General features: G+C 57.5%; 15 protein-coding genes. 8 read left to right on the top strand and 7 right to left on the bottom strand.

All coding sequences use genetic code 11. The features are described 5' to 3' along the window. Nucleotides 1-154 precede the first annotated feature (154 nt). From EQG79_RS04490 to EQG79_RS04465, 6 genes are all read right to left on the bottom strand, one after another. Nucleotides 155-958, bottom strand: a complete 804-nt coding sequence (locus EQG79_RS04490) for a metallophosphoesterase family protein (RefSeq protein WP_077919069.1) — start codon at nt 956-958, stop codon at nt 155-157. After that, nucleotides 955-2,025, bottom strand: coding sequence for an ACR3 family arsenite efflux transporter (gene arsB, locus EQG79_RS04485; RefSeq protein ID WP_077919068.1), 1,071 nt, complete (start codon nt 2,023-2,025; stop codon nt 955-957). The genes EQG79_RS04490 and arsB overlap by 4 nt, the downstream gene beginning before the upstream one ends. 9 nt (nt 2,026-2,034) lie before the next feature. Continuing rightward, on the bottom strand, nt 2,035-3,123 hold the full coding sequence (locus EQG79_RS04480; RefSeq protein ID WP_077919067.1) for an ArsO family NAD(P)H-dependent flavin-containing monooxygenase: 1,089 nt from the start codon (nt 3,121-3,123) through the stop codon (nt 2,035-2,037). A 31-nt stretch (nt 3,124-3,154) separates the two neighbouring features. Further along, entirely contained in the window at nt 3,155-4,051 is an 897-nt protein-coding gene (locus EQG79_RS04475; protein ID WP_077919066.1) for an arsenite methyltransferase, read from the bottom strand. 47 nt (nt 4,052-4,098) lie between these two features. Beyond that, nucleotides 4,099-4,425 carry an ArsR/SmtB family transcription factor gene (locus EQG79_RS04470; protein ID WP_077919065.1) on the bottom strand — a complete coding sequence of 109 codons (327 nt, stop codon included), beginning with the start codon at nt 4,423-4,425 and terminating at the stop codon, nt 4,099-4,101. A gap of 378 nt (nt 4,426-4,803) precedes the next feature. After that, the gene (locus EQG79_RS04465) at nt 4,804-6,138 is read right to left on the bottom strand and encodes an Nramp family divalent metal transporter (protein WP_077919064.1); all 1,335 of its coding nucleotides are present in this window, start codon (nt 6,136-6,138) and stop codon (nt 4,804-4,806) included. Between the two features lie 206 nt (nt 6,139-6,344). Here EQG79_RS04465 and EQG79_RS04460 point away from each other — a divergent pair, with 206 nt between their 5' ends. The 8 genes from EQG79_RS04460 (at nt 6,345) to EQG79_RS04425 (ending at nt 16,117) form a co-directional block, all read left to right on the top strand. After that, nucleotides 6,345-6,998, top strand: a complete 654-nt coding sequence (locus EQG79_RS04460; RefSeq protein WP_077919063.1) for a metal-dependent transcriptional regulator — start codon at nt 6,345-6,347, stop codon at nt 6,996-6,998. 204 nt (nt 6,999-7,202) lie between these two features. Next, entirely contained in the window at nt 7,203-8,279 is a 1,077-nt protein-coding gene (locus EQG79_RS04455; protein ID WP_077919062.1) for an LptF/LptG family permease, read from the top strand. A 96-nt stretch (nt 8,280-8,375) separates the two neighbouring features. Further along, on the top strand, nt 8,376-9,293 hold the full coding sequence (locus EQG79_RS04450; protein ID WP_129600233.1) for a DMT family transporter: 918 nt from the start codon (nt 8,376-8,378) through the stop codon (nt 9,291-9,293). Nucleotides 9,294-9,303: 10 nt separating this feature from the next. Then, complete coding sequence (locus EQG79_RS04445; protein WP_129600231.1) at nt 9,304-10,746, top strand: DUF6056 family protein; 1,443 nt, start codon at nt 9,304-9,306, stop codon at nt 10,744-10,746. 4 nt (nt 10,747-10,750) lie between these two features. Further along, the gene (locus EQG79_RS04440; protein WP_129600229.1) at nt 10,751-12,472 is read left to right on the top strand and encodes a hypothetical protein; all 1,722 of its coding nucleotides are present in this window, start codon (nt 10,751-10,753) and stop codon (nt 12,470-12,472) included. Nucleotides 12,473-12,514: 42 nt separating this feature from the next. Then, complete coding sequence (locus EQG79_RS04435; RefSeq protein WP_129600227.1) at nt 12,515-13,483, top strand: glycosyltransferase; 969 nt, start codon at nt 12,515-12,517, stop codon at nt 13,481-13,483. 109 nt (nt 13,484-13,592) lie between these two features. Next, nucleotides 13,593-15,110: an MBOAT family O-acyltransferase gene (locus EQG79_RS04430; protein WP_129600225.1), complete on the top strand. Its 1,518-nt coding sequence runs from the start codon at nt 13,593-13,595 to the stop codon at nt 15,108-15,110. A 41-nt stretch (nt 15,111-15,151) separates the two neighbouring features. Next, nucleotides 15,152-16,117 (top strand): glycosyltransferase family 2 protein, encoded by a 966-nt coding sequence (locus tag EQG79_RS04425; RefSeq protein WP_129600223.1) that lies wholly within the window; start codon nt 15,152-15,154, stop codon nt 16,115-16,117. A 173-nt stretch (nt 16,118-16,290) separates the two neighbouring features. Here the strand turns inward: EQG79_RS04425 and EQG79_RS04420 are convergent, their stop codons facing one another. After that, a complete protein-coding gene (locus EQG79_RS04420) occupies nt 16,291-17,823 on the bottom strand; it encodes a RagB/SusD family nutrient uptake outer membrane protein (protein WP_129600221.1) in 1,533 nt (510 codons plus the stop codon). Nucleotides 17,824-17,929 lie beyond the last annotated feature (106 nt).

The following is a 17,929-nucleotide window of genomic DNA, read 5'->3' as shown; positions in this document are numbered from 1 at the left end:
GTATATATAAGAAAGCTATATATGCAAGAAGGATACTGTATTTTTTTCATGTGTCATATCCACCGGCTTCGATTCCCTGACTTTGCGCCCAAAAAAAGCCCCGTTCGGCGCAGGAGTGCGTCAGAACGGGGCCTGGGTATGAACAGAGAATGGATTAGCGCGCTGTACGCAGCATGTCGGCGTAGGGGTCAGGCAGGATGCTATCCTCAACGGCGCGGGCTGCTTGTTCAACGTCGTATTCGACCCGTACAAAGTCGACCTGAATGCCTTCTTTAGCGCCCGGCCGGGCCGTTTCGTCGATGGTCAGCAGGACATAGCCGGCGCGGGGGTCGCCATCTTTCGGCTTACCCACCGACCCGATATTGATGGCATGCCGAAAATAGGTTTCCTGGCCTTCGGGTTCGCCACTGACTACTTTATAGAACGGTTTGTGGGTGTGGCCAAAGCAGAGGACGTCGGCTCCGGCCCCTTCCAGTACCCGGCCCAGACTGCGGTCGCCCCGGTCGGCAAACAGGTATTCATTGACGCGCCGGGGGCTGCCATGTACCAGCATCACGACAAAGGGCGTTTGCTGATGCCAGAGCTGATCCGGGTTGAAGCCGAGTTCAAACTCGAGCCGGATGTGGGTGGGCAGGGTGCGCAGGTACTGGCGTTCGCTGGCACCAACGACCTGGTTGGTGTAGCTGATGGACACGTTGCCCATCGCTTTTTCTGCGTCTTCGCGATAGGCGCAGCCGCAATCGTCGCTCTGCCGGCCAATACCGTAGTCGTAGTTGCCGGCAATGGTGGGAATACCCCGCTGGCGGATGGTGTTGATGACCTCGTTGGGCCAGACATTATAGCCTACCAGGTCGCCCAGGCAATAGACGGCATCGACGGCCTGCTGGTCAATATCGGCCAGCACCGCTTCCAGCGCGGGCAGATTGGCATGAATGTCGGAGAAAAGAGCAATTTTCATTGGGATACCGGGTTAAACGAAGCGCGTTGTTTAAGGGCTACATGGACGAGTAAAATCAGGACGGGGACTTCGATGAGGGGACCGATTACGGCCGCGAAGGCAACCCCCGAGTTGATGCCGAAGACGGCAATGGCCACGGCTATGCCCAGCTCAAAGTTGTTACCGGCTGCGGTGAAGGCCAGTGAGGTGCTTTTGGCGTAATCGGCACCGGCCCGCTTGGCCAGGTAAAAGGCCATAAAAAACATCAGCACGAAGTAAATGACCAGGGGCAGCGCAATCCGCAGCACATCGCCCGGAATCTGTACGATCAGCGTTCCCTTCAGGCTGAACATGAGCACAATCGTGAACAGTAGCGCCACCAGCGTAATAGGACTGATGAAGGGCAGGAAACGGGTCTCGTACCACTCGGTACCGAACAGCCGGGTTAGCAGGAGCCGCGAGAGCAGCCCGGCCAGGAACGGAATACCCAGGTAGATGGCCACACTTTCGGCAATCTGCCCGATACTGATGGCTACCGTGGCGCCGGGCAGGCCAAACAAAGGCGGCAGCACCGTTACGAATACATACGCGTAGACCGAATAGAACAGGACCTGAAAGATGCTGTTGAACGCTACCAGCCCCGCTACGTATTCCCGATCGCCGAGGGCCAGGTCGTTCCAGACGATGACCATCGCGATGCAGCGGGCAATGCCGATCATGATCAGGCCCGTCATGTAATCCGGCTTGTCGGGCAGGAGCAGAACGGCCAGGCCAAACATCAGCACCGGGCCAATGAGCCAGTTCTGCACGAGCGACAGCGTCAGGATTTTCGTGTTTCGGAATACCGCTGGCAGTCGATCGTAGCGTACTTTGGCCAGGGGCGGGTACATCATCAGAATCAGTCCGATGGCCAGCGGCACATTGGTAGTTCTGGACTGGTAGGCACTGAGCGACTGTTCGATTTGCGGAAACAGGTTTCCCAGCAGCACGCCCAGCGCCATGGCGCCGAAAATCCACCCGGTTAAAAAGCGGTCGAGAAACGACAGGCGGGGCGGCTGGGTCGTTTCTGTTACAGAAGGGTTGTCCATACGAATGGGTTAAATGGATGGTTGAGGCTGGGGTAGATACGCGTTAATTTCTTCGGCGGTCTGCCGGGCCGACCGGCCAACGCCGATCAGGGTGGCCGAGGCAAAGCCTGTCCAGTTGCCGTACCCCACCAGCCAGAGACCCGGTGCGTCGATAGCCCGGGTTCCGTCAGTAGCCACACGTCCCTCCCTGTCTACGATCCCCAGCGGACCGAGCAGGTCGGTGGCCGGGCGGAAACCCGTGCACCAGATGATGGTATCGAACGACTCTGACTGACCGTCTGGCCAGACAACCCCCTGGGTCGTTATCCGAACAAAGGGCCGACGTGCCTGCAATACGCCCCGACTACGGGCGGCCTGCACCGAAGGAACCATGACAATATCGCCGAGACGACCGGTCGGCGCCGGCGACTGGCCAGCCTGGGTGGCATGATACCGCTCCGTAGCCCGGCTAAACAAAACCCGCCCATCGACGTCGTCGGGCAGGAACGTTGGCTCGGTCAGGGTTACCCAAACGGTATGGGCTACCTCCGATACCTCGGCCAGAATCTGGGCTGCCGAATTACCGCCCCCGACAATCAGCACCCGCTGGCCAGCCAGCGATTCGGGCGAGTGGTAATGGGCCGAATGAAGTTGCAGGCCTCTGAAATCGGCCTGACCCGGATACGCCGGTAGAACGGGATTTGTCCAGGCGCCGGTGCTGCAAACCACGGCCGGTGCCCGCCACGTACCCTTGTCCGTCCGGATTGTGTATCCGTCGGTATGGCGCGTAAGCTGTTCTACCCGGACAGGGCGCCGGAGGGGTAGCTTGTAGCGGGCTTCGTAGGCGTCCAGGTAGTCGATAACCTGCTGCCGGGCCGGGAAACCGGCATCGGGGCCCGCCGGTCGCGGCATAGGCCAGCCGGGTAACGACGAGGCTTCGGCCGGTGAGAACAGCCGGAGCGAGTCCCAGCCGTGCAGCCAGGCACCCCCCGCCCGTGGCTGGTCGTCGAGAATAACGAATGAACGACCGGTCCGGCGCAGGAAATAGGCGACCGACAGGCCGCTTTGTCCGCCACCGATCACCACGATGTCGGTTTCCTGAATAGGTTCTTCAGCCATACGATAAAGAGCGGGTGAGCAGCTGAATCTGTTACCCGTTGCAGCAGGTTGGTCCGCAGCAGGACTCAGCCGATGGGCTGGCCGGTTTCGGGTCGGTGAGTGGTTTGCGGGCAAAGACGGTGATGCTGTAGATACCGCGGCCATCCTGTCGGTACGCAGCCAGCTCGTCGGCGGTGATGTAGGTCCGGAGTAGCTCGGTCGGCAGGTTGATTTCTTTCTTCTTCTGTACCTGCAGGGCCGTAAAACCCGACCGGGTAACGATATCAAGGTAGTCGCGCTCCTGGATGGCTCCCGATACGCAACCTGCATACAGCTCGGCGTCCCGCTGCAGCCCCTCGGGCAGGTCGCCCACGAGGACGATATCGGAGATGCTGAAATGACCACCGGGTTTCAGAATCCGGTACGTTTCCTGAAAGGCGCGTGCTTTGTCGGGCACCAGGTTCATAACGCAGTTGCTTACTACAACGTCGGCCAGGTTATCGGGCAGGGGTATGTCTTCGATGTCGCCATAGACGAATTCGACGTTCGTGTAATTCAGGGCTTTCGCGTTCTTCCGGGCCCGGTCAATCATACCCGGGGTCATATCCAGCCCGATAACCCGGCCGGTTTCTCCGGTTTCGGCGCGGGCTACAAAGCAGTCGTTGCCCGCGCCGGACCCGAGGTCAACGACGGTGTCGCCGGGTTTTATCTGCGCAAACTGGGTCGGCAAGCCGCAGCCCAGCCCCAGATCCGCATCGGCCACGTAGCCGTCGATGGTTTGGTACTCGTCGTTCATCAGAATGCTGTACGAGGCATCTGTAGCGGCCGGACCACAACAGGACGAAGGCCCGCAGCCACCATCGACCGTTACGCCCTGGGTTTCTTCCTGACGCGCGATGTCGCCGTATTTCTGACGGACAATCGCTTTGAGTTCCTCGGCAGTAGTCATGCTCTTATTGGTTTAATGTAATATTGCGATTGGATCGGGTAAAAAAATCAGCAGCAGGTGTTCTGGGTGAATGACGCGAGCAGATCGCCGAAGGTAGCCCGGGCTTCTTCCCAAACGGGTTCGTTGATGCAGTAGCACACGCGCGGGGGCTGTACGTTTCCTTTGATGATCCCGATCCGGCTCAGCTCTTTCAAATGTTGGGAGACGGTAGCCTGAGAAAGGGGCAGTACATCGACCAGATCACCACACACGCAGGCCTTCGTTGCAACCAGGTACTGAAGAATAGCTACCCGGGCCGGATGCGCAAAGGCTTTGGCCAGGTCGGCAATCCGGTTCTGCTCCGTTGTAAATACTTCTGTTTTCGTGACGCCCATATCGCAAAGGTATACATGAATTGGTTAATCGCAATATTGCGATGATTAATTTTTTTCGCGCCTATTGCACGGGAGACGCCAGGGGCCGGACGGTCGCGTTTCTGCACCGTAGTCCGTGTTCTCACAGGCTATTTCTGCCGGTCGTTGTTGCTGTCGCGCGGGAGACGCGAGGGGTCGGGGAGACGCGAGGGGTCGCGTCTCTACATGTCGTGGTCCGTGCGATCGTCACAGCGGTCTGTGCCCTCACCGAGACGCGTAGTCCGGGACGCGTAGTCCGGCCACCCGCGCGGCAGCAAAAGCCATCGGGACAGGAGACGCCAGGGCCGGGCCGCTGTCGCGTCTCTACGCCGTAGGCGGACCATTCGTTAGGGTAGAGGCTTAGAAAACTGTGTCCCAGAGAAGATAGCCGTTCAGGGCGATGATGATGCTGGCTACGGCCCATGACGTGATGCGAACCCAGGCGGGGTTGACAAAACGGCCCATTTTCAGCTTATCGTTCGTGAAGGTGACCAGCGGTACAACCGCGAAACTTAGCTGTAAGGACAGGATAACCTGACTCAGTACCAGCAGTTCGGACGTGCCCCGCTCGCCGTACAGAATGGCTACCGTCAGGGCCGGAACAATAGCTACGAGCCGCGTAATGATTCGGCGGAGCCAGGGTTTTAGCCGCAGGTTCAGGAAGCCTTCCATAACGATCTGCCCCGCCAGGGTACCGGTCACGGTAGAGTTCTGGCCAGACGCCAGCAACGCAACGGCAAACAGAATACCGGCCACTTTGGTACCCAGCAGCGGGTCGAGTAGTTGGTGGGCGTCGGTGATGTCGGCCACGTGCTGATTGCCGGAATAGTGGAACGTAGCCGCCGACAGCATCAGAATGGCTGCGTTGATGAAGAAAGCCAGAAACAGCGATACCGTTGAGTCGATGGTGGCAAACTTGATAGCCGATTGCCGACCTGTATCGTCGCGGCTGAAATCGCGGGTTTGTATGATGCTGGAGTGGAGGTACAGGTTGTGGGGCATAACCGTGGCACCCAGGATACCAATGGCGATATAGAGCATACCCGGATTGGTGACGATTTCGGGGCGGGGTAGTAATCCGCCCATCACCTCGCCCAGGTCGGGCCGGGAGACGAGCAACTCGTAGCCGAAGCAGGCCAGGATCAGAAAAATCAGGCTAGCCACGATTCGTTCCAGTACCCGGAAGCCTTTGTTCTGCAGGTACAGCAACAGCATGACATCAACGGCCGTGATCAGGATACCGATCGTGAGCGGCAGACCGAACAGGAGGTTCAGCGCAATGGCCGAGCCAATGACTTCGGCCAGGTCTGTAGCGGCAATGGCAATTTCGGCCAGTACCCACAGGCCAATACCCACCGGGCGACTGTAATGGTCGCGGCAGGCCTGGGCCAGATCGCGGCCGGTAGCGATACCCAGCTTGAGCGCCAGGTGCTGCAGCAGCATGGCGAAGAGATTCGAGATCAGCACAACGGACAACAGCCGATAACCGAACTGAGCCCCCCCGGCAATATCGGTGGCCCAGTTGCCGGGGTCCATGTAGCCTACTGCTACCATAAGCCCGGGGCCGACATAAGCCGCCAGGGTCTTGAAAAAACCAGCGTTTCGGGGTACATGAACTGACCCATGCACATCGGCCAGCGACTTTGACGATGGGTCCTGACGCCAGCCTTTCATAAATGTATTGGTTACTTCCATTCGTTAGTTGAGCATGCTAACCCCACCGTTAACCGACGGGGGTACCTACCTGCCGCTGTCATTGAGCGGTCTGCTGAAGCAAAGGTAATAATAGTTGAAATAAAAATTTAGACTAGTCTAAATTTTTAGAAAGTTTAACATAAAAACTATCTTTGCCACCAAACTGTTTGCCTGATTTTAGATGTTTTATCGGGTAGCTGTCGCCTATGCAGTCATTCACGGAAGAGAACTATCTGAAGACCATCTATTACCTCGCCACCCGTCAGGAAGGGGAGGTGACAACGAACGCGCTGGCCGAAATGACGGCCACCCGGGCGGCTTCGGTTACGGATATGCTGCGGAAGCTGGCCGATAAACAGTTGATCCATTACAAGAAATATCAGGGCGTTCGGCTCACCGAAGAGGGTGAGCGGCTGGCGTTGCAGATCATTCGCCGGCATCGGCTCTGGGAGGTGTTTCTGGTCGAAAAGCTGGGTTTTGGCTGGGACGAGGTGCACGACATTGCCGAAGAGCTTGAGCATGTGCGGTCTGAGGAGCTGGTAACACGTCTGGATACGTATCTGGGCTACCCGCAATTTGACCCGCATGGCGACCCGATTCCTACGCCGGCCGGTCAGATGCCGGAAACCGGATACCGGAAACTGTCGGAAGCGGGGCCTGGCGATAGCATCCGGCTGATGGGCGTGCTGGAACACTCGACGGAGTTTCTGCAACACCTCGACCGGTGTAACCTTACGTTGGGGTGTCTGGTAACCATAGCCGAGATCAACGCCTTCGATAAGTCGGTGCTGGTACAGATTGAAAGCGGCCGACCGGTATTCGTGAGCCACGAAGTCGCCAAAAACTTGCTGGTAAACTGAGGAACCGGTTTATCCTGCCAATGAGTTTGCAGGCGCAAATGCGTGAGGCTACGGACCATGGGTGTAGAGACGCAACCCTTGCGTCTCCTGTCCGGATGGCTTTTGCCGTCACCGTGGTCCGTGTCCCCATGGACCATGGTGACGACCATACCAACTACAGTAAGCAGGACCACAGAAAACGTAAACAGACTAGGATAAAGACCCATGAAATTACTCGACTGGTACATACTGAAGCGTTTTTTGCAGACCTACATCTTCGTGGTGCTGGTCATTGTGCTGGTCGTGGTGATGATCGACTATACCGAGAAAGTTGACAACTTTCACAAGCACAATGCGCCCGGCAGCAAAATCCTGTTCGACTACTACCTGAACTTCATTCCGTACTGGGCCAACTACATCAGTCCGCTGATGGTCTTCATCGCCACTGTATTCCTGACCTCCCGGCTGGCGGCTCGTACCGAAATTATTGCCATCCTCAGCAGCGGGGTCAGCTTTATCCGGCTGCTGTTCCCCTACGTGCTGGGGGCGTCGGTGCTGGCGGTGCTGACCTATTTCATGGTCAACTACATCATTCCGAAGGCGAACAAAACCCGGATTGCGTTCGAGGTGGCTTACATCAACGAAGCGTATACCTATACCGGTCGGAATGTGCACATCAAAATTGCGCCCGACACCTACGCCTACCTCGAAAGCTATAACAACCTGAGCAACACCGGCTATAAATTCACCCTGGAGCAGGTGCAGGGCAATCAGCTCCGGCAGAAACTCTCCGCCGACCATATCGAGTGGGACGCCAAGAAGAAGAAGTGGACCGTCTACGATTACAAAATCAGAAGCATCGACGGCCTGCGCGAAACCCTGACCCCCGGTACCCGTATCGATACCACGCTGAACCTGAAGCCCGACGACTTCAGTTCTGATTTCAACCTCTACGAAACCCTGACCCTGCCCGAGCTGAACCAGCATATCGACCTGCTCCGCAGCCGGGGGGCCGACGGCGTTGAGGTATACCTGCTCGAGAAGTACAGCCGCGATACCCGCCCGTTCGCCATCCTGATTCTGACCGTTATCGGCGTGATCATGTCGGCCCGCAAAAGCCGGCGGGGCGTGGGCTGGCAGGTAGCGCTGGGCTTCTTCCTGGCCTTTACGTACCTGCTGTTTTTCATGCTGGCCAAAGGCATCGCCGAATCCGGTAACCTGAATCCTATTGTGGCGGTCTGGCTTCCGAACGCTATTTTTGCGGCCATCGGCGTCTTGCTGTACAATACAATACCTCGATGACAGTGATGAGTGAAGAGTTAGGAGCGATGAGCATAGCCGTTTTGGGTAACACATCGATACGACATCATTCATCATTCATCGCTCATCGCTCTCTGCATGAAGCCTTCTCTTACTGATTATTTTCAGCTTCATTTCATTGTCCTGATCTGGGGATTCACGGCCATTCTGGGTAAGCTCCTGGCTCCGCTCGACTCGTCGGCGCTGGTCCTGTACCGGACGGGGCTGGCTGTGCTGGGTATGGGAGCCGTGCTGTGGTTTCGGAACCAGTCGATCGGCGTACCCGCGCGCGACCGCTGGCGGCTGCTGGCAACGGGGGGGATTATTGCGCTCCACTGGGTTTTGTTTTTCTGGGCTGCGCGCGTGGCCAACGTGTCGGTCTGCCTGGCTGGTATGGCTACCAGTTCGCTTTGGGCCAGTGTGCTGGAGCCGATTCTGCTGCGTCGGCGGATGCGGGCGATTGAAGTCATTCTTGGCTTCGTGGTCATGGCCGGGCTGTATCTTATCTTCCGCTTCGAGTTCGATAAAGGCATGGGACTGGCGCTGGCGGTGTCGTCGGCTATGCTGTCGGCGCTGTTTACGATCATCAACAGTCGATTTACCCAACGGTACGACGCCCTGGTTATCTCCCTCTATGAGATGATGGGCGCCTTTGTCGGATCGGCCGTGCTGGTGGGGGTATTTTGGGCTCTGGAGCCTGATTCGGGCCTTTTTTTATACCCGACGCGCCCGGCCCAGTGGCTGTGGTTGCTGGTGCTGTCGCTGGTCTGTACGGTCTACGCGTACTGGGTAGGGGTTCGGCTGTTGCGTAAGTTTTCGCCGTACTTAGCTATCCTGACTGTAAATTTGGAGCCAGTCTATGGAATTGTGCTGGCGGTGCTGATTTTTGGCGACGACGAGCGCATGACCCCGGGCTTTTATATCGGTACGCTCGTCATACTGGCGGCTGTGCTGATATACCCGTTTTTAAACGACCGACTGACCAAAGCGCAGACCCACCTGCCTACATCGACTTAACCGTGTCAACATGATTCGTTCCGCACCGTTGCTGCGTCTTGTTACTCTTGTTTTAGCTTCTCTGTCGCTGGTGCTGACTGTACCACTGGTGGCTCTTTCCTTCTATAACCATCCATCGCCCGCCGACGATTATTGTTTTGCCAACACGGCTATGCAGTACGGCTTCTGGGAGGCCCAGCAGTTTTATTACGACGGCTGGAGCGGTCGTTTCTTCCATAATTTCGTTGTTCACTCCAGTCCGCTGACCATTGGCTGGTATACCGGCTACAAAGTATACCCCATTCTGTTGCTGGCGCTGCTGCTGCTGAGTTTCTACGCCCTGGCGCGGCAGTGGGTGGCCGATAACGCATCGGGCGGCTCGGGTCGGCAAACGGCTTCGCTGGCGCTGGCTGCCGGCCTGTTTGTGGGGTTCATAGCCTCGCTGGCGGGTTTGCCTGAGTTCATGTACTGGTATGCCGGTATGGCCTGCTACAGCATGTCGGCGGTGTTTTTTCTGGCTCTGCTGGCAACGCTGATCGCGCACCAGCGGCAGGGGTTTGGCCTTTTGCCGGGTTATCTGCTGGCCGAGAGCCTGCTCATTGCGGGTATCGTGGGGTCGAGCGAAACGAGTATGGTCATGGTTATGTCCGTGTTGGGGCTGATTGCGCTGGGTGAGCTGATTCAGCGTCGGCGGTTGTCGGCCACGGTCCTGATTCTGCTGGGGGTAGGCGCCGTGAGCTGCTATTACCTGATGGCCGCGCCCGGCAATGCGGTGCGGATGGCGTCGAACCCCAACAGCAGTAATATTCCGCATACGGTGCTGTCGTCACTGCGGTATGCGGTGGGGTATTTGTCGCATCAGCTGCTGAAAACGCCACTGCTGCCGCTGTCGCTGCTGTACCTGCCGCTGGCCTGGCAGCTGACGGCCAAACCGCTTCCGGCCTACCTGAGGCTGCATCCGATCTGGGGGCTGCTGCACGGTGGCGCTACGGTACTGGTGCTGATTTCGCTGCACTTTTACGGCGTTGGCATTCCGCCCGTTACGCGCCTGGTCAACCTGATCAATCTGCTGTTCTGGTTAAGCTGGGGTTACAACCTAACGTTATTGATGGTAGTTTTGCGCCACCGCTTTGCGACCAGCTTCCCGAAATCATATGCGCAGCCGCTGGCTGTGGCCGCGCTGGGCTGGGTACTGATCGCAACGGGTGTATGGTCTGTGATGCCCGTAGCCTATGGCGACTGGCTGAGTGGCCGGGCCGCCCAGTATGACCAGGCCATGCAGCAGCGCTACGCCCAGTTTGCGCAGACCGACGCTACCAACGGTCAGGTGGCTCCGCTGCCCGTTTATCCGGCTTCGTTATTTCTGGAAGACGTTAAAAACGATCCCAAACACCTCTGGAACCGGTGCTGGGCCGATTATTATCACAAAAAAACAGTTGTACTGACCGATCACTCAACCGAAGCGGTACAATAGCTTTATGAAATCAACGCTTACTGCTGAACCCCAGGTCCTGGCCCCCGATCGATATCGAACACTGGCTCGTGTTGGCGTTCTGGTTCCCGTACTTTGCTTTGCCCTGCTGCTGTGGACCTACGCCGTCAACATCCCCTGGATGGACGATTTCGACGCGTTTTTTCGGTTCATGATCAACTACGCCGACGGTAAAACCATCAGCGACAAGATCTACTGGCTGCTGGCACCCAACAACGAGCACCGGATCCTGACAGCCAAGCTGGCCACGCTGGCCCTGTATAACCTGACGGGCGAAGTCAATTTTCGGTGGCTGATCTTTGTGGCCTACGGGTTTCAGTTCGGCATCTTTGCGATAGTCTACCGGGTGTTTCGGTCCATGAAACTACCACTGATTGCCTTCGTGCCCGTTGCGTTTGTTTTCTGGCAACCCCAGTACCACCTGACCAGCGTATGGGCCCTGACGGGTTTACAGCACGAGGTATCGATCTTCGAGATTCTATTGTCGATCTACCTGCTGTCGGCTAACGAGCGCAACCGGTTTGGCGCGGCCGTTGGTGTACAGCTGCTGGCGTCGATGTCGATGGGGAACGGGGTGTTTGGCTGGGTGGCCGGTGCGGTTGTGCTGTTCGTACAGCGGCAGTGGCTGCGGCTGGGTATCTGGCTCGTGATGGCGGCTGCGGCTATCAAGTTTTACTTTCACGATTTCCCCGACCTGCAGGGCAACGAGAGCAGTGTCGATTTTTTTCTAAAATATCCGTACCTGGTTTTCTCGGGCTTCTTTACGTTCTCCGGTGCGCTGATGGACTTCCTGCCCGACGCGCCGATTTTCTGGCGGAGTGTGCTGCCCACCCTGTTTGGGCTGGTCATTATCCCGATTATGGTGTGGCTGCTGTGGCGCATGAACTGGCCACTCTGGCAGAACAGCCGGGCCCCGATGACCCCGGCTCAGCGCCGGCGGTATTTCTTTACGGGCTGTTACGCCTTCTTGATGGTCAACGCCGTCATTATTGCGTTTCTGCGCCCGCGCATGGGCTACTGGGTCATGATGGTGAGCAACTACATGATCTACCCGGCCGTGCTGACGGTGCTGATCTACCTGAATGGACTGAGCGAGCTGAGCGCAACGAAGGTGCCCACCCGCTGGCTGCGCATCGGCCTTGGGCTGGGGCTGGTGGTCTGGACGCTCTCCTACACGGTACACTGGCCCAAAGTCGCTTTCCGGAAGCAGATGTTACTAACATCGGCCTTCAACCACCGGCTGAACGACATTGGCCTGGGCCCCAGCTGGGGGACGCCCTTCGCCGATTTTGCCCGTCAGATCATGCGCGAAACCATGAAACGCGGGCTGTACCACTACCCGGAAGGATACTTCAGTCCTTACGAAACGCAGATACGGCAGGCCGCTGCGGTACCCGCCGAACCGGCCCTGTCGATCCGTCTCAACAAAGGGAGCTACAGCACCCTGGCCGACTTGCCGCCGGGCAGCCTGCCCGAACCGATCGGGCAGGGCGCGGTGCTGGTACAGTCGGATCGGCATGTATTTCTGTTTCCGTCCGAATCGCCGTTTACGTTCGGCGCGTTTTACCTGAATCGTCCCGTACAGGAGATGCAGGGCGAAATCCTGAATGCCACGCTGGCGCCGGGTACCTACCGCGTTGGGGTACTCGCCCCGCCGGGCAACGGTCGCCCGATCCGGATCAGTAACCAGCGCCTGTCGTTCCCCTAAGCAACCGCCTGCGTGCCATTCGCCATTTAGCTGCCATCATTCATGACTACCCAATCCAGTGAGCTTCCCGATCGTATCAATATCGTCATCCCGCTGTTCAACGACTGGCAGGCCCTGAGCCTGTTGCTCGAGCGCATCCGGGCGGTTGTCGATCCGGCGCTGGTGAGCCGACTGGCGTTCCTGATCGTCGACGACTGCTCGGCCACGAACTACGAAACCCTGCCGCAGGGCATCGGTCAGTCGCTGTCGGTGCTGCGGTTGTACCGGAACGTCGGCCACCAGAAAGCCATAGCGCTGGGCCTGTCGCACCTGGCCTCGCTGCCCGATCAGTACCCGGCTATCGTGATGGACTCCGACGGAGAAGACCGGCCCGAAGATATTCCAACGCTGGTGCAGACCGGTGCCGCCCATCCGGGCCGGGTCGTGTTTGCCCACCGCTCCAAACGGCACGAGGGGCTCGTTTTTCGGGTGTTTTATGAAGTGTACAAGACCGTTTTCCGAATCCTGACCGGTAAGGTCATTACCTTCGGCAATTTCAGCCTGATACCGGCCAGACAGCTGCGGAAGCTGGCTCATGTGTCCGAAATCTGGAACAACTACCCCGGTGGGGTAATCCGGTCGCGGCTACCCTATACGGCCGTACCGCTGGAGCGGGGGCGCCGGCTGGCGGGTGAGTCGAAGATGAACTTTGTTTCGCTCGTGCTGCATGGCCTGAGTGCGGTGTCGGTCCTGATGGATACTACGGCCGTCCGGCTGGCGCTGTTCTGCGTCATTATGGCCGGGGCCGCCAGTCTGGGTATCGGGGTGGTATTGGCCCTGAAGTTCTTTACCAACACGTCGGTGCCGGGCTGGACCAGCTATCTGGTGTCGTCGTTCCTGATCGTGATTTTACAGGCTTTTCTGATTTCGCTGTTGCTGGTGTTCATCGTGCTCTCGTACCGAACCCAGCCGCAATTTATCCCGGCCCGGCAATTCGGCGATTTTGTTGAGCGGGTCGAGGAAGTTTATTGAGGTATTCGATTTTTCGTTTTCGACTGTCGGCCCGTTGCTGCAACCGGCGTCGGCTACCCGAAACCGATTACTGAAAACCGACTAAAAAGTACCGGATACCACCAAACCAATGCTATTTAACTCCGTCCAGTTTTTACTGTTCTTTATTGTTGTCACGCTCAGCTACTTTGGCTTGAAATGGCAGGGGCGGTGGATGTTACTGCTGGTAGCCAGCTGCTACTTTTACATGGTGCTGAAGCCGCAGTACATCCTGATTCTGCTGCTGACCATCATTATCGACTACATAGCCGGCATCTGGATCGAGAAGACCACCGGCCCGGCCAAACGCTGGCTGCTGATCATCTCGCTGATTTCGAACCTGGGTATTCTGGCGTTTTTCAAGTACCTCGGCTTTTTCACCGAAAACCTGTCGCTGCTGTTCGATCAGCTCAGCATGCCGGGGGTGGCGCAGAAAGTGATGGCCATTGGGAACCGACTGTTCGTGGGGGTGCTGCACCTGTTCGGCGAGAGCGGTGTCTCGTCGTTCAAAGACAACAAGAGCATTTTGCCGGTTGGGCTGTCGTTCCATACGTTTCAGGCCATGAGCTATACCATCGAGGTATACCGGGGCAACCAGAAAGCCGAGCGGCACTTCGGCATCTACTCGCTCTACGTCATGTTCTACCCGCAGCTGGTAGCTGGCCCGATCGAGCGTCCGCAGAACGTGTTGTGGCAGTTTCATAAAACCTTTCCCTTCGACGCCGAGAACGTAAAAGCGGGCCTGATGCAGATGGCATTCGGCCTGTTCAAGAAAGTGGTCATTGCCGACCGGCTGGTCATGATGACCGACTACGGCTTCAACGACCCGGGGCAGCATAACGGCCTGACGCTGCTGGTGGCCACGTTCTTCTTTACCTTCCAGATATACTGCGATTTCTCGGGTTATTCGGACATGGCCATCGGAGCCGCCCGGGTGATGGGCTTCACGCTTATGGAAAATTTCCGTACGCCCTACATCGCCCAGTCGGTGTCGGAGTTCTGGCGTCGGTGGCACATCTCGCTCTCGACTTGGTTCCGTGATTACCTCTACATTCCGCTCGGCGGTAACCGGAAGGGTAAGGTGCGGCAGTACATCAACATGCTGATCGTGTTTCTGGCCAGCGGCCTCTGGCACGGACCCAACTGGACCTACGTGATCTGGGGCGGTCTCAACGGGTTGTATCAGGTGCTGGCGGTGCTGCGCGACCGGGTGCTGGAAAGGCTGGGTTTCGCGCCGAAAGCATCGACGGTCGAGCGGCTCGAAGCCCCCGTTTCGCCCCTGCGGGTGGTGGGCAACGTGCTGTTTACCTTCGTGCTGATCATGCTCACCTGGGTATTCTTCCGGGCCCGTACCGTTGGCGATGCATTCCTGATTCTGCAGCGCATTGCCACCCTCTCGTTCGATCAGCCGGTGGGTAGCCCGATGAACGCGACCGAAATGGGTTTCAGCGTGTTTCTGATCGCGTTCCTACTGCTGAAGGAATATTTTTACCTGTACATTCCTACCCGCAATACGGCCCGCTTTGCCATTCTGTTTGTGCTGATCACCTTTGCCACGTATCTGTTTGGGGTGTTCTCGTCCAACCAGTTCATTTATTTTCAGTTCTGAGCCGTTATCTTTAACCAGCGATGCGCCGGTATCTGTAGCCCATGAATGTACATTCCATCTCTGTCATTATTCCCTGTTTTAACGAACAGCAGGTCATTCGCGAAACGTACATGCGCCTGACCCGGGTGATGCAGGCCAACTTTTCGGCCTACGAACTGCTGTTCGTCAACGATGGCAGTCGGGACTATACCCTGTCCATCCTGAAAGAGCTTGCCAGCCAGGATGAGCACGTGCATATCATCTCGTTATCGCGCAATTTCGGGCACCAGCCCGCGGTATCGGCCGGTATCGAAAACTGCACCGGCGACCTGGCTATCATCATCGATGCCGATCTCCAGGACCCGCCCGAGCTGATTCCGGATATGGTGCGTATGTACGAAGCCGAGGGGTGTAACGTAGTCTATGCCGTTCGAAAACAGCGGCAGGGCGAAACCGTCTTCAAACGCGTTACGGCCAAATGGTTTTATCGCATCATCAACTACCTCTCCGAAGTGCCGCTGCCGGTCGATACGGGCGACTTCCGGCTCATTGACCGGAAGGTGATCGACGCGTTCAACCGGCTCGAAGAACGCAACAAATACATTCGGGGCCTGATCAGCTGGGTGGGTTTCAAGCAGGTGCCGATTTATTACGAGCGGGCCGAACGCTTTGCCGGCGAAACCAAGTACCCGCTCTCGAAAATGCTGAAGTTTGCCCGGACGAGCCTGCTTTATTTCAGCAATAAACCGCTGCGACTGGCCTCATCGATCGGTATTTTTTCGGTCATCATAGCTCTGTGTCTGACCATGTGGGTGCTCTACACGACTTTCTTCCTGCCCGACCGGCTGGTACAGGGCTGGTCATCGACGCTGATCGTGGTGATGTTCTTCGGGGGCACGCAGATGCTTACCGTCGGAATTCTGGGCGAGTACCTGGGCAGTATATTCAACGAGATCAAGAAACGGCCGGAGTTCATTGTCGATGAGAAAGTGAACACTAAACCGTTAAAATCAAACCCACCGGCCTAGCCGGTGGCGATGAGGGACCCCCTCTTGGCTACAGGCAAACAGCCCCGGCAGGAGCGACATGTATAAGCGAATCAATGCCTGTACATATCGCCCTTACCGGGGCTGCGATTTTCCTGCTAATCAGGTTCCTGCGCGTTTGGTCTGACGCCCTTCGTCAGCAGATACGCGCCAGATCAGTACCCCGGGTTCTGGTACATGCGCTCGGGGTTGAGCTTGACCTCATCGAACGGGATGGGGTAATAGTAGTCCTTGGGGCCGAAATTCGAGACGCGGGCGGCTCCGTAATCGGCCTGTGGCTTCGCCTGGAAGTAGGCTACCAGCTCGGCCGGGCTGAAGAACCGCTGCAGATCGAACCAGCGGTGATTTTCAAACGCCAGCTCCACGCGTCGTTCGTGCAGGATAGCCTGTCGGAGGGTCGGGTATCGGGCGCTGTAGGTCGGGTTGGCTCTGGCTACATTGTACAGCGGTAGTTTGGCCCGCTCGCGTACCTGATCCAGAAACCCGATGGCCGCAGCTTCGTCGCCCAGGTACAGGTTTACCTCCGCCAGCATCAGGATCACGTCGGCATACCGGATCAGCAGCCAGTCGTTTCCGCCCCAGCCGTTGGTACCGGCTGCCGGGCTCGGGTCGCGAAACTTGGTGATAAAATAATCCCGGACGTTGGCCGCATTGGCGTATTTGATCGAGTACTCTTTGCGAAGATCTCCTTCCTCATAGTCTTTCACCAGATCGGGCTTTACGTTGCCGCCAACGCCCGTGGTGGTCCGTAGCGAGTTGATGGTTTCGCCCTGGGCCTGGTTGCTGGCCGCAATGCCGGACGAGAAGTTGACGTCGCCCTGCCGGTACACGATCTGGAAAATGGCTTCGGGATTCGTGGTCTTTTTCGCCACATCGAACACGTCGGCATAGGGAATGTCTTTCAGCGTGCCGAAGGTTCGTTTGGTGTAGGCGTTGGTCAGGTAGGTCTTGGCCTGGTTGAGGTTAGCCGCCCGGTTGGCCTGGTCGAGCGTGGTGGCCATGGTCAGGTAGACCTGCCCCAGCAGCGCATTTCCCGCCACTTTCGAGACCCGACCTTTCTGAGCGGCTGGCTGTATGTCGGGCAGTGGGCTGTTGATAACCTCGGTCAGATCGGCCACAATCTGCTCGTAGACTTTCTCTTTCTTCTCGCGGAAGGTATTGGTCCGAACGGCTTCTGCGGAGTTGAGCGGTTGGGTTACCAGCGGCACATCGCCCCATTTCCGGACGAGGTGAAAATAAGCCAGCGCCCGAATAAAGCGGGCTTCGGCCTGATACTGCGCTTTCGTCTGCGGGTTGCTGAAGGTCAGCGTTTCTGTACCAGCCAGCACCTGGTTGGCCCGGGTTACGATCTGATACAGCGCCAGCCAGTGACTTTTCAGGTAGGTGTTGCTCGGCAGGATTGAGAAGTCGTTGAACTGAAACGGCTCGCCCGCGTTCGACTGGTTATCGTTCGTGCCGGTATTGTCGGAGCGTTGCTCATTGAAGAGACCGCTGCCTTCAGCCAGACCATTGTTGTTGCGCAGGGCCTGATACGCGCCGTTGAGCCCCAGCAGCGCATCGTTTTCGCTCTGGTAAAAGTCGGCAGCGGCAATGGCATTGGGGTCGGTTTTGACCAGAAATTCCTGTCCGCAGGAGGCCATCGACAGCGTAGCGCTCAGGAGTAGGATTCGTACGTATGTTGGGTTCATGATTGACTGATTTTGTAGGCCTGATGAATGCCGGACGGCTTCCCCGCGCGGGGACCGCCTGAGGAGGTCGGTTCAGCATTCATCAGGCCCTGTTCATTAGTTTATG

The organism is Spirosoma sordidisoli (assembly GCF_004138325.1).
GTDB lineage: Bacteria > Bacteroidota > Bacteroidia > Cytophagales > Spirosomataceae > Spirosoma > Spirosoma sordidisoli.
Note: the sequence above shows the minus strand (reverse complement) of the source record. Positions and strands in the feature narration are given on the sequence as shown.